The organism is Pseudomonas sp. zjy_15 (assembly GCF_043101865.1).
GTDB lineage: Bacteria > Pseudomonadota > Gammaproteobacteria > Pseudomonadales > Pseudomonadaceae > Aquipseudomonas > Aquipseudomonas putida_Y.
Genome location: NZ_JBICII010000028.1, coordinates 33,697 through 46,600 on the forward strand (window position 1 = coordinate 33,697; position 12,904 = coordinate 46,600).

A 12,904-nucleotide genomic window follows, 5' to 3' on the forward strand; every position below is an offset into this window, starting at 1 on the left:
ACAGGTGAAACCAAGCTGAACAGGGAGGCACAACAATGAAAACCCTCGTCGACCACCTGAGCCAATACGCCAACTATCACCGCGACCCGCGCAACATCTTCACCCACTTCATCGGCATCCCCATGATCGTGCTGGCAGTCACCATCCTGCTGTCACGTCCAGGCTGGGAGATAGCTGGCATCTGGCTGTCCCCCGCCCTGCTGGCAGCGGCGGCGTCGGTGTGGTTCTACCTGCGCCTGGACCTGCGCTTCGGGCTGGTGATGGGGCTGTTGCTGGGCCTGTGCCTGTGGGTCGGTGAGGCGCTGGCAGTGCAGTCGACAACACTATGGCTCGGCGCCGGGCTGGGGGCGTTCGTGGTGGGCTGGATCATCCAGTTCATCGGCCACTACTACGAAGGCCGCAAACCGGCATTTGTCGACGATGTGAGCGGCCTGATCATCGGGCCATTGTTCGTGGTGGCGGAAGCTGCGTTCATGCTGGGCCTGTGCCCGACACTGAAGCATGCCGTGGAAACCAAAGCCGGCCCGGTTGCCATGCGGGAGAAAAAGGCGTCGGTGTAAGGGCCATTGCGGGCAAGCTCCCTGCCACAGGTCTGCAGGGTTATGCAGGACCTGTGGCAAGGAGCTTGCCCGCGAACACGATTTACTGGCGCGACTCTACGCCAAGTTCATCCCACACCGACTCAGCCAGGTGGAACGTGGCATTGGCCGCCGGAATGCCGCAGTAGATCGCGCTCTGCATCAGCACTTCCTTGATCTCGTCGCGGGTCACGCCATTGTTGGCCGCCGCACGCAGGTGCAGCTTCAGCTCGTCGTTGCGGTTCATGCCGATCAGCATGGCGATGGTGATCAGGCTGCGGGTATGACGCGGCAGCCCCGGGCGGGTCCAGATGTCACCCCAGGCGTGGCGGGTGATCATTTCCTGGAACTCGCCATTGAAGTCGTTGAGCTTCTCCAGGCTGCGGTCCACATGGGCATCGCCCAGCACTGCGCGGCGCACTTGCATGCCAGCGTCGTAACGTTGTTTCTCGTCCATGGCGTTGTCCTCAGTGAGCCAGCAGGAAATCGAGCACGCGACGGCTGAAGGCCTCGCCAATCTCGACGTTGGACAGGTGCGCCGCCGGGAAGTCGACGTACTCGGCACCTTGGATACCGGCCTGCATGAAGCGGCCATGCTCAGGGGTGGTCACCACGTCTTCAGTACCGGCAACGATCAGCGCGGGCACCTGGATGCGGCCCAGTTGCTCACGATAATCAGCGTCACGTACCGCTGCGCAGTTGCCGGCATAGCCTTGCGGGCTGGTTTGCGCCAGCATCTGGCAGATACGCTGAGCCTGCTCCGCCTGCGCCTCGGCAAAGCCCGGTGTGAACCAGCGGGCGATGGAGGCATCCCGAAGGTCGACCATTGCCTGCTGGCCACCTTTGAGCACAGTGTCGATACGGGTGTTCCACACCTCGTCGTTGGCGATCTTGGCGGCCGTGTTGCACAGGGTCAGGCTGCGCAGGCGCTCACCTGCATTGATGCCCAGCCACTGGCCGATCAGGCCACCCATCGACAGGCCGACGAAGTGAGCCTTCTGGATGTCCAGGCCATCGAGCAGGGCCAGCACGTCTCGGCCCAGCTGTTCGATGCTGTAAGGGCCTTCAGTGACCAGCGATGCACCGTGACCGCGGGTGTCGTAGCGCAGCACCCGGAAGTGCTGGCTCCACAACGGAATCTGGGTGTCCCACATGCCCAGGTCGGTACCCAGCGAGTTGGACAGGACCAGCACCGGGGCGTCTTCCGGGCCATCGATCTGATAATTCAAAATGCCATCGGCCAGTTGCAAATGCGCCACAGCGGTCTCCTTCAGGCAGTGAAACGTTGATGTTCGGACACGGCGCGCGCCACCCAGACGCGCGCCTGGCCCAGGTAATGGGCAGGGTCGAGCAGGCGATCGAGCTCTTCGCCAGACAGCTCGGCGCTGACCTGCGGTTCGTCACCCAGCACGGCACGCAAGTGCCGCTGTTCGGCCACCGCGCGCTGGCAGCATTGTTCCAGCAGGTGGTGGGCACGGTCGCGCCCCAGCCGCTGGGCAAGGACGATGCTCACCGCTTCGGCCAGCACCAGACCTTGTGTCAGGTCGAGGTTACGGCGCATGCGCGCGGCATCCACCTCCATGCCCTCGGCAATCATTTGAGCCTGGCGCAGGGCGCCAGAGACCAGGCAGCAGATATCCGGCAGGGTTTCCCACTCGGCATGCCATAGGCCCAGGCTGCGTTCGTGCTCCTGGGGCATGGCCGCGAACAGCGTCGACAGCAGACCCGGCACGCGGGTTGCGGCACCGATCAATACGGCGGCCCCCACCGGATTGCGCTTGTGTGGCATGGTCGAAGAACCACCTTTACCCGGCGCAGAAGGCTCAAACACCTCCCCCGCCTCGGTTTGCATCAGCAGGCTGATATCGCGACCGAACTTACCCAGGCTGCCGGCAACCAGGCCCAGTACCGAGGCAAACTCCACCAGGCGGTCACGCTGGGTGTGCCAGGGCTGTTCGGGCAGGGACAGCTTGAGCTGTTCGGCCAGCGCTTCGGCCACCGGCATCGCCTTGCTGCCCAAGGCCGCCAGGCTGCCCGAGGCACCGCCGAATTGCAGGACCAGCAGGCGCGGGCGCAATTCCTGCAGGCGCTGACGGTGGCGGGTCAAAGCGCCCAGTACACCGGCCAGCTTCATGCCCAGGGTCACCGGGGTAGCATGCTGCAACCAGGTACGCCCCACCAGTGGCGTATCGGCATGCTTCAACGCCTGCTGCGACAGGGTATCAGCCAGCTTGCCGAGGTCGGCCTCGATCAAGTCCAGAGCATCGCGCAACTGCAGAACCAGACCGGTGTCCATCGCATCCTGGCTGGTGGCCCCGAGGTGCACATAGCGCTCAGCTTCAGGCACGCCAGTGGCGATCACCTTGCCCAACGCTTTCACCAACGGAATTGCCGAGTTACCCGCGGTGGCAATGGCATTGGCCAGCGCGCCAACGTCATAGCGCTCGGCCTGGCAGGCCGCCTCGATGGCCGCCACCGCGCTGTGCGGGACCAAACCGGTAGAGGCTTCGGCACGGGCAAGCGCTGCTTCGAAATCCAGCATGCCCTGCAGGCGGCCACGGTCGGAGAAAATCTCGCGCATGGCCGGCGCGGTGAAATAGGCGTCGAACAGTTGGTTGCTCATGCAGCGTCCTTAATCATCATGGTGCAGATACGCCGCCTGCTTCGGCAGGCGCAGGCTGAACAGGAAGGCAATCGCCATCATCGCCGTCACGTACCAGTAGAAAGTGTTTTCCATCCCGAGGCTTTTCAGGCCCAAGGCCACATACTCGGCCGAACCGCCGAATGCTGCGTTGGCCACCGCATAGGCCAGGCCCACACCCAGTGCCCGCACCTGTGGCGGGAACATCTCAGCCTTCACCAGACCGCTGATCGAGGTGTAGAAACTGACGATACACAGGGCCAGGCTGATCAGCACGAAGGCCATGATCGGGCTGGTCACGGTTTTCAGTGCCATCAGCAGCGGCACTGTGCACAGGGTACCCAGCGCACCAAACAGCAGCATCGAATTGCGCCGACCGATGCGGTCGGACAACATGCCGAAGAACGGCTGCACCACCATGAACAGAAACAACGCCCCGGTCATCACGTAGCTGGCGTTCTTGGCTGTCATGCCCGCAGTGTTGACCAGGTACTTCTGCATATAGGTGGTGAAAGTATAGAAAATCAGCGAGCCACCAGCGGTGTAGCCAAGCACCGTGATGAACGCCGCTGCGTGATTGCGGAACAGGCCACCGATCGAACCTGCATCCTTGTCATTACGGGCTTCGGCGCTACTGGTCTCGTGCAGCGAACGGCGTAGCATCAGCGAGATCAGGGCGGCGATGGCCCCCACCACGAAGGGAATGCGCCAGCCCCAGGCCCGCAGTTCATCTTCAGTCAGCAGCTGTTGCAGGATCACCACGACCAGTACCGCCAGCAACTGGCCGCCGATCAGGGTGACGTACTGGAACGAAGCAAAGAAACCACGCTGCCCACGCAGGGCCACTTCACTCATGTAGGTGGCCGTGGTGCCGTATTCGCCTCCTACCGACAGGCCCTGGATCAGCCGGGCCAGCAATAGCAGCGCCGGGGCCCAGGTGCCGATGCTGGCATAGGTGGGCAGGCAGGCGATCATCAGGGAGCCGAAGCACATCATCAGCACCGAGATCATCAGGGAATTCTTGCGACCATGACGGTCGGCGAGACGGCCGAAGATCCAGCCACCAATGGGGCGCATCAGGAAGCCTGCGGCAAATACACCCGCCGTGTTCAACAGTTGCACGGTGGGGTCGTCGGAGGGGAAGAAGGCTGGGGCGAAGTAGATCGCGCAGAAGGCGTAGACGTAGAAATCGAACCATTCCACCAGGTTGCCTGACGAGGCACCGACAATAGCGAAGATGCGCGAGCTGCGCTCTTCGCCGGTGTAATAGGTTGAGGTCATGAGGGTTTTACTCCTGGTGGGTACTAGGTAAATCTAGACATACCTGGTAACACACTCGTTCCGCTATCTGGCTGGCAATTGGCCTTATGTCTCACAGGACAGGCCTCTTCGTGGGCAAGCCAGCCCCCACAGGGGATTGCGTGGATCCCTGTGGGAGCTGGCTTGCACGCGAAGAGGCCGGTACAGGTCAAACCCGCTCGATGGCCAGCGCCAGACCTTGGCCGACACCCACACACATGGTCGCCAGGCCTTTACGCCCACCACTCTTCTCCAACTGGTGCAGCGCAGTCAGCACCAGGCGCGCACCGCTCATGCCCAGCGGGTGGCCCAGGGCAATGGCGCCGCCATTAGGGTTTACCTGTGGCGCATCGTCAGCGACACCCAGCTCACGTAGCACTGCCAGGCCTTGGCTGGCAAACGCTTCGTTAAGCTCGATCACGTCGAAATCACTTACCGCCACCCCCAGACGCTCGGTCAGCTTGCGCACCGCTGGCACCGGGCCAATGCCCATGACACGTGGAGCAACGCCGCCGCTGGCCATGCCCAGAACGCGGGCACGCGGGGTCAGGCCATGTTTCTTCACCGCTGCGGCCGAGGCCAGGATCATCGCCGCAGCACCGTCGTTCACGCCCGAGGCGTTGCCGGCGGTGACCGTCTTGTCCGGGCCGTTGACCGGTTTGAGCTTGGTCAGCGCCTCCAGCGTGGTTTCCGGGCGCAGGTGTTCGTCACGTTCGACGATGATTTCGCCCTTCTTGTGAACGATACGCACCGGCACAATTTCTTCGGCGAAGAAGCCGGCAGCCTGCGCAGCGGCAGCCTTCTGCTGACTGCGCAGGGCGAACGCGTCCTGGTCAGCACGCGAAACCTGATAGTCGTCAGCCACGTTGTCGGCGGTTTCCGGCATGGAATCCACACCATACTGGCTCTTCATCAGCGGGTTGATGAAACGCCAGCCAATGGTGGTGTCTTCCAGCTTCATGTTGCGCGAATAGGCGCTTTCAGCCTTGCCCATGACGAACGGAGCGCGCGACATCGACTCGACGCCACCCGCAATCACCAGTTCCATCTCGCCGCTGGCGATGGCGCGGAAAGCGGTGCCGATGGCATCCATGCCCGATGCACACAGGCGGTTCAGGGTGACGCCCGGGATGCTTTCCGGCAGGCCGGCCAGCAGCAACGCCATGCGGGCGACGTTGCGGTTGTCTTCACCGGCCTGGTTGGCGCAACCAAAGAACACTTCGTCTACCTGGTCCCACTGCACGCCTGGGTTGCGCTCTACCAGCGCCTTCAGCGGCACGGCTGCCAGGTCGTCGGCCCGTACGCTGGCCAGGGCGCCGCCGAAGCGGCCGATCGGGGTACGGATGGCATCACAGATGAATACGTCGTGCATCAGGCTTCTCCTGCCAGCTGGCCATGGGCCGCGGCGGTACGGGCGTCGAGGTCACACATGGTGGACAGCTCGATTGGGGTGGGTTCGGAAATGGTCTGCGCGTGGCATTTGGAGGCTCCTGGTCAGGGTGCTTCGGTGAACCCAGATTAAGGAGACTGGTAGGTACCTTACAATCCGATAATCGACTATCTGTGCGATTAACGAACCATTTGTTGCGCGGCTATCCAGGGCAGCTGTGCGCCCTGATCGCAGCACAACGCCGCTCTGCCGGAGCAGCCTTGTGCTGCAAATGGGCCGCAACGCGGCCCTCGCCCTCAGGTCGCGTCAGCGTGGCTGACCAGCCCCTTGACGACCACACCCACGGTCGCCAGCGCCGCCGGCACCAGCAACGCCGTCAGCACCTGCTCGAAGTTCCAGCCCAGGCCCAGCAGCGTGGCGCCACTCCAGGCCCCGAGAATCGCACCAAAGCGGCCAATACCCAGCATCCACGATACACCCGTGGCCCGGCCCTGGGTGGGATAGAAGCGTGCCGCCAGCGATGGCATTGCCGACTGCGCACCGTTCACGCACATACCGGCGACGAGTACCAGCGTGGCTAACACGGTGATGTTGCCCAGGCTCTGCCCCACTGCGTAGGCGAACACCCCGGCCAGCAGATAGAAAATGCCGATCACCTTGTGCGGATTGAAACGGTCCATGGCCCAACCCACGCCGACTGCACTTAGCACTCCGCCAAACTGGAACAGCGCGCCAATGAATGCGGCCTGTTCCATGCTCGCACCACTGTCACGCATCAGGGTTGGCAGCCAGCTGGTCAAGAGGTAGACAATCACCAGACCCATGAAATAGGTCAGCCACAGCAGCACGGTACCCAAGCCGTACGTGCCAGAGAAGATCACCGCGAACACGTTGCGTGCAGCCACCGCCTTTTGCTCCGGCACGCTGAAACTGCCGGCCTCGGCCACCACTTGCGGCGCGATTGGCGACAAGGTCTTGCGCACCTTGTCGGTGCCGCGGTTGCGCACCACCAGGAACCGCGCCGACTCCGGCAGCCAGACCATCAGCACCAGCGCCAGCAGCAACGGCAGCACGCCACCGATGACCAGCAGGCTGTGCCAGCCGTAGGCCGGGATCATCTTGGCGGAAATGAAGCCTCCACCCGCCATGCCCAGGTTGAAGCCACAGAACATGCTGGTCACCAGCAGCGATTTGAGGCGCTCCGGGGTGTATTCGGACAACAGCGTGGTGGCGTTGGGCATGCCTGCACCCAGGCCCAGGCCAGTCAGGAAGCGCAACACCAGCAACTGGTCGACGTTGGTGGCATAGGCCGAGGCGAGGCTGAAGCCACCGAACACCAGCACCGCCCCCACCAGCACGCCCTTGCGGCCAAAGCGGTCAGCCAGCGGCCCGGAGCCCAGGGCGCCGAACACCATGCCGATCAACGCGGCACTCATGACCGGTCCAAGGCTGGCGCGATCGATCCCCCACTCTTGCGACAGTGCCGGGGCGATGAAACCCATGGCAGCGGTGTCCAGGCCATCGAGGAAGACGATCAGGAAGCACAGCAGCACGACCCGCCACTGATAGCGGGACAGCGGCTGCTGATTGATGAACGACTGAACGTCGAGGCTTTTGCCGACGTTGGTTTGCGCTTGGTTCATTATTGTTATCCAGAATGTGGGGCACAGTCAGGCCATTGCACGCGGGCAACCGGTACAAGGGCGATGATTGGGGTAAAGGGCCTGGGTCAGCCTGGATATAACGTTACTGCATGCGGGTGCGGCCGCAGCAGCGAGGTGACAGTATTCATCAGTAAGTGCCTCTTGTGTTTTTCTTGTTCGGTCGGCTAGCCGACCGTTGCGAGAGACATTAATCAGCGGGCCGAGGTGAAGCAATTCACCCGGCACGACACTGTGCGTTTATCGCACAAGAAACGGTTTTGCCTGTTCTGATCCGGGGCCGCAAAGTGCTCCCTGCGGTCTCAACCAAACAACTGATGGCAAAGGTCCCGGCTGGCTGCCAGCAAAATCGGCAAGAACCGCTGCTCCAGCTCACTGCGGGTCACCCGCCCGACATGGGTACTTACATTCAACGCAGCCAACACCTGCCCCGAAGCGTCGTACACCGGCACTGCAATCGATCGCAGCCCCTGTTCCAGTTCCTGGTCCACCACGCACCAGCCTTGGGCGCGCACCTGCTGGATGCAGGCAAACAACGACTCAGGGTCATTCAGGGTACGGCTGGTGCGCGCCTTGAGGTCGGCACGTTCCAGGTACTCACGCAGGCTGGTGTCGTCCATGGCCGCCAGCAGAATGCGCCCCATCGACGTGCAATAGGCCGGCAGGCGCCCACCCACCGACAGATCGACCGAGATCAGCCGCTCGACCGTGGCCGAGCGGGCTATATAAAGGATGTCGTCACCTTCGAGGGTGGCCATGTTGGCCGCCTCATGCAACTGGTCGCTGATGCGATCCAGGTACGGCTGGGCAGAAATTGCCAGCGGCGTCGACGACAGGTAGGCATGCCCCAGGGTCAGCACTTTGGGCAGCAGCGAATAGGTACGCCCGTCGGTGGTGGCGTAACCCAGCTTGATCAACGTGTGCAGGCACCGGCGCACGGCTGCGCGAGGGATTTCGGTACGGTGGCTGATCTGGGCGATGGTCAGGTGACGCTTGCGCTCCTGGAATGCCTGGATCACGGCCAGGCCACGCGCCAGTGAGGTCATGAAGTCAGGGTCACCGGTAAAGGCCTGGATGCGTTTGGCCGGGGACGCCACGATCGGCGGCGCCATGGCCGTCGAAGCAGGCCGCGCCACCTCCGGATTGGCGGAATCGTTGCCCAGGGTTTCGTCACTCATCGCACACCTCAAAAAAAACACCCGTTCGTGCGATTATCGAACAAACGGCCGATAATCGCAATTGACCGCCGACACGTTTGCTTATACCTTTCCCATGCCACTTGTGGCTTCTTTGGAGAGACTGGTCAGGTACCCACCGTAGAAGTCCCCAGGCAACGGCCTCGCCTTTTCGGGCGAGGCCGTTTTTCATTACGGCCTGCCCTGACAATGCAGCGAACTTCTATCCGTCAATCCTTTCAAACTTGTACGAAAGGTCCCAACTGTTCGCGGACACATCCTGCTAGTTACGCCAGATGATGTCAGGGTTGAGTAAATTAACGATGTTCGGCGAATTATCGGTTGCTATAATCGATTGCGCAGGCCCTCCGCTTACCGTGGTCATAGAACCTTCCGCTTTATCAAGCCGTTGCGGCCAGCAAGGCAATATGCATGTGGCACAATGCATGACAACAGTCATTACACTTTTTTCAGGTACTGCACGTGACGAAAGATGAACTGCGCGCGGAACTCGAGCGCCAGGCTGAACGTTACAAGGATGTTTATGGTGGCGAAGTCACCACTTACGCCGCACAACCGGATCCGGAACGCAAACCCTGGCGCAAGCGTGCCAGCGTTCGCGACCAGACCTTCAGCCAGGAACTGGAACGCATCGAAAAAGAACTGCGCAGCGACAACCCCTGAGTCTCGGGGCCCCTGCGCGTCGTCGCCCGGTCAGCCCGGGCGAGGTCGATCTTTACTGTCTGGCCGATGATGAAATGGAATTACACAAATTTCATACGGCCGTTTGAAATTTTGCGAAATGGACATTTCTCAACATTTAGGCCATTTTTCGCCATGATTTTCGACTTTTAGCCGCCATTTACCCCACTGAACGCCCCCCTCTGCACGACACGCTTGCACCATGAAGGCTGTCATCTGTCTGTTGCAAGTGCATCGATTGCAAAGGTTTTCTGGCATAATCCCGCCCCCCTATGACCCGCCAGACAACCTTCATGATCGATTTATTCAGCGGACTGGATGCCTGGGTGTTGGTGAGCCTGCTGCTCGCCTTGACCTTCGTACTCGCCTTCGAGTTCATCAATGGCTTTCATGACACCGCCAACGCGGTAGCTACCGTCATCTATACCAAAGCCATGCCACCGCACCTCGCCGTGTTCTTCTCCGGCGTGTTCAATTTCCTTGGCGTTCTGCTCGGCGGTGTAGGGGTGGCCTATGCCATCGTGCACCTGTTGCCGGTAGAGCTGCTGATCAATGTGAACACCGGACACGGCCTGGCCATGGTCTTCTCGTTGCTGGCCGCGGCCATCACCTGGAACCTGGGCACTTGGTACTTTGGCATCCCCGCCTCCAGTTCGCACACGCTGATCGGCTCCATTCTCGGCGTCGGCCTGGCCAACGCCCTGATCAACGACATTCCGCTGGGCGACGGCGTCAACTGGCAGAAAGCGATCGATATCGCCATGTCGCTGGTGGTCTCGCCAATGGCCGGCTTCGCCGTTGCTGCCCTGGTGCTGATCGGCCTGAAATGGTGGCGCCCGCTGTCGAAGATGCACAAGACCCCGGAACAGCGCCGCAAGCTCGACGACAAGAAGCACCCGCCCTTCTGGAACCGTCTGGTCCTGGTGGTTTCCGCCATGGGTGTGAGCTTCGTGCACGGCTCCAACGACGGCCAGAAAGGCATCGGCCTGATCATGCTGGTGCTGATCGGTATTGTCCCGGCCAAGTTCGTACTCGACCTGAACAGCACTACCTACCAGATCGAGCGTACTCGCGACGCCACGCTGCACATGAGCCAGTTCTACCAGCGCAACGCCGCCACCCTGGGCGAGTTCCTGGCACTGGGCAAGGCCAAGGCCAGCGATCTGCCGGAGCAGTTCAGCTGCAACCCACAGCAGACCGAACCGACCATTGCTGCGCTGCAGACCTCGCTGAAGGGCGTGACGGACTACCACAGCCTCGATGCCGAGAAGCGCGTTGAAGTACGCCGCTACCTGTTGTGCCTGGATGACACTGCGAAGAAGGTTGGCAAGCTGCCAGGCCTGGACGCCCGTGAAAAATCCGACCTTGAAAAGCTGCGCAAAGACCTCACCGCCACTACCGAATACGCCCCGTTCTGGGTGATCGTGGCCGTCGCCCTGGCCCTTGGCCTGGGCACCATGGTGGGCTGGAAGCGCGTCGTGTTGACCGTAGGCGAGAAGATCGGCAAGCAAGGCATGACCTATGCCCAAGGTATGTCGGCACAGATCACCGCAGCCTGCGCCATCGGCATGGCCAACGTATTCGCCCTGCCGGTATCGACCACCCACGTGCTGTCGTCCGGCGTGGCCGGCACCATGGTCGCCAACAAAAGTGGCCTGCAAGGCGGTACTGTGAAGACCATCCTGCTGGCATGGGTCCTGACCCTGCCTGCCTCGATGGGCCTGGCGGCCGGCCTGTTCTGGCTGGCGTCCAAAGCCATTGGCTGAGTGACACCGCGATGAATGAAGGCGCCTCCGGGCGCCTTTTTCATAGCCGTTGCTCCTGTGCCGCCCTGTTCTTTGCCGAAGCAGCCTTGCGCTCCTGAAGGCATGGGGCGGCGCAGGAAGACTACCTTTTCTTGCTCCCTAACAACGATCCCATCAATCCGCGCACCAACTGCCGCCCCAACTGGTTAGCTGCCTGGCGCACTGCCGACTTGATCGCCCGCCCCGCTGCACTCTGCAAGAATTCGCCAGCCTTGTCGGCAAAACTCTCTTCATCCGCCTTCGGTTGTGGCGCCGGTTCCACTGGCTCGCCCTTACGCTGGCTCAGCATTTCATAGGCAGACTCACGGTCCACCGGTTTGTCATAGCGCCCCGCCAATGGCGAAGCGGCAATCAGCGCACTGCGCTCAGTCGCGCTCAGCGGCCCTATACGCGACTGCGGCGGTGCAACCAGCACCCTCTGCACGATGGCCGGCGTACCCTTTTCCTCCAATGTACCCACCAGCGCTTCGCCAATACCCAGTTCGGTCAGCACTGCCAGGGTGTCGAACGCCGGGTTGGGGCGGAAACCATCGGCTACCGCCCGCAGCGACTTCTGCTCCTTGGCAGTGAACGCCCGCAAGCCGTGCTGAATGCGCAAGCCCAACTGGGCCAGCACCGCGTCGGGCAAGTCTCCCGGCGATTGGGTAACGAAATAGACCCCCACTCCCTTGGAGCGGATCAGCCGGACCACTTGCTCAAGACGGTCCTGCAAGGCCTTGGGCGTGCCGTTGAACAGCAAGTGCGCTTCATCGAAGAACAGCGCCAGCACCGGCTTGTCGGCATCACCGCGCTCGGGCAACTGCTCGAACAGTTCGGCCAGCAGCCACAACAGAAACGTCGCGTATACCTTAGGTGCTTCGTGCACCAATCGGCTGGCATCGAGCAGGTGGATACGCCCACGGCCATCCGGATCAGGGCGCAGCAGATCCTCCAGTTGCAATGCCGGCTCGCCGAACAGTGCCTCGGCGCCCTGCTGCTCCAAAGTAGCGAGCCGGCGCAACAAGGCCTGGGTGGAAGCCGTGGTCATCAGCGCGCTGTCTTCGCCGAGCAGCTGCGGGTTGTCCTTCAGATGCGCCAGCAGGGCTTTGAGGTCTTTGAGGTCCAGCAGCAGCAGGCCTTCGCGGTCGGCCACCTTGAATGCTGCATATAGCGCAGCCTGCTGGCTGTCGGTCAGTTCCAGCAAGTTGCCCAGCAGCAACGGCCCCATTTCACTGAGGGTGGTGCGCAGCGGGTGGCCAGACTGCCCCTCGATATCCCACAAGCTCACCGGATAGGCCCGGGGCGTATGCCCCAGCCACGGCATGCCGGCGATACGCTCAGCCACCTTACCCTGTGGCGCACCGGCAGCCCCCAAACCACAGAGGTCGCCTTTGACATCGGCGGCGAACACCGCCACCCCTGCGTCGCTGAACACCTCCGCCAAGTGCTGCAGGGTGACGGTCTTGCCGGTACCGGTTGCGCCAGCCACCAGAGCGTGGCGGTTGGCCAGGCGCATCGCTTGCCCGACTGGCTGCCCATCCGGCCCCGCTCCTACAACGATGGTCGAATATTCCGACATCTTTTTAATCCTCTGCTCAAGCTTTAGCTTAATTCGGCCGATACCTGTGGGTGATATTCGCCTTAATAGAGAGGAACAACCGAAAGGGGACTTCT

General features: G+C 61.9%; 11 protein-coding genes and 1 pseudogene. 3 read left to right on the forward strand and 9 right to left on the reverse strand.

What is annotated here, in order from left to right:
- Positions 1 to 35 precede the first annotated feature (35 nt).
- Entirely contained in the window at positions 36 to 560 is a 525-nt protein-coding gene (locus ACF8EF_RS04190; RefSeq protein WP_176682643.1) for a DUF962 domain-containing protein, read from the forward strand.
- A gap of 82 nt (positions 561 to 642) precedes the next feature.
- On the opposite strand, the gene pcaC is transcribed toward ACF8EF_RS04190, so the two are convergent.
- From pcaC to pcaR, 8 genes and pseudogenes are all read right to left on the reverse strand, one after another.
- Positions 643 to 1,035: a 4-carboxymuconolactone decarboxylase gene (gene pcaC / locus ACF8EF_RS04195; RefSeq protein WP_010952489.1), complete on the reverse strand. Its 393-nt coding sequence runs from the start codon at positions 1,033 to 1,035 to the stop codon at positions 643 to 645.
- A 10-nt stretch (positions 1,036 to 1,045) separates the two neighbouring features.
- Positions 1,046 to 1,837, reverse strand: coding sequence for a 3-oxoadipate enol-lactonase (gene pcaD / locus ACF8EF_RS04200; protein ID WP_392460429.1), 792 nt, complete (start codon positions 1,835 to 1,837; stop codon positions 1,046 to 1,048).
- A gap of 11 nt (positions 1,838 to 1,848) precedes the next feature.
- Positions 1,849 to 3,201 carry a 3-carboxy-cis,cis-muconate cycloisomerase gene (locus ACF8EF_RS04205; protein WP_392460430.1) on the reverse strand — a complete coding sequence of 451 codons (1,353 nt, stop codon included), beginning with the start codon at positions 3,199 to 3,201 and terminating at the stop codon, positions 1,849 to 1,851.
- Positions 3,202 to 3,210: 9 nt separating this feature from the next.
- Positions 3,211 to 4,500, reverse strand: a complete 1,290-nt coding sequence (locus tag ACF8EF_RS04210; protein ID WP_176682640.1) for an MFS family transporter — start codon at positions 4,498 to 4,500, stop codon at positions 3,211 to 3,213.
- A gap of 187 nt (positions 4,501 to 4,687) precedes the next feature.
- Positions 4,688 to 5,893 (reverse strand): 3-oxoadipyl-CoA thiolase, encoded by a 1,206-nt coding sequence (pcaF, locus tag ACF8EF_RS04215; RefSeq protein ID WP_176682793.1) that lies wholly within the window; start codon positions 5,891 to 5,893, stop codon positions 4,688 to 4,690.
- Positions 5,890 to 5,985: pseudogene (locus tag ACF8EF_RS04220) on the reverse strand (CoA-transferase subunit beta); the annotation flags it as partial. The pseudogene ACF8EF_RS04220 and the gene pcaF, both read right to left, overlap by 4 nt.
- A 219-nt stretch (positions 5,986 to 6,204) precedes the next feature.
- The gene (locus ACF8EF_RS04225; RefSeq protein ID WP_019752479.1) at positions 6,205 to 7,551 is read right to left on the reverse strand and encodes an MFS transporter; all 1,347 of its coding nucleotides are present in this window, start codon (positions 7,549 to 7,551) and stop codon (positions 6,205 to 6,207) included.
- 320 nt (positions 7,552 to 7,871) lie between these two features.
- A complete protein-coding gene (gene pcaR / locus ACF8EF_RS04230) occupies positions 7,872 to 8,681 on the reverse strand; it encodes a pca regulon transcriptional regulator PcaR (RefSeq protein WP_033723735.1) in 810 nt (269 codons plus the stop codon).
- Between the two features lie 546 nt (positions 8,682 to 9,227).
- On the opposite strand from pcaR, the gene ACF8EF_RS04235 reads away from it, so the two are divergent.
- Both ACF8EF_RS04235 and ACF8EF_RS04240 read left to right on the forward strand, forming a co-directional pair.
- Entirely contained in the window at positions 9,228 to 9,428 is a 201-nt protein-coding gene (locus tag ACF8EF_RS04235) for a hypothetical protein (protein WP_392528999.1), read from the forward strand.
- Positions 9,429 to 9,739: 311 nt separating this feature from the next.
- Positions 9,740 to 11,212 carry an inorganic phosphate transporter gene (locus ACF8EF_RS04240; RefSeq protein ID WP_003251935.1) on the forward strand — a complete coding sequence of 491 codons (1,473 nt, stop codon included), beginning with the start codon at positions 9,740 to 9,742 and terminating at the stop codon, positions 11,210 to 11,212.
- Between the two features lie 121 nt (positions 11,213 to 11,333).
- On the opposite strand, the gene ACF8EF_RS04245 is transcribed toward ACF8EF_RS04240, so the two are convergent.
- Positions 11,334 to 12,809, reverse strand: coding sequence for a helicase HerA-like domain-containing protein (locus tag ACF8EF_RS04245; protein ID WP_392460431.1), 1,476 nt, complete (start codon positions 12,807 to 12,809; stop codon positions 11,334 to 11,336).
- Between the last annotated feature and the right edge of the window lie 95 nt (positions 12,810 to 12,904).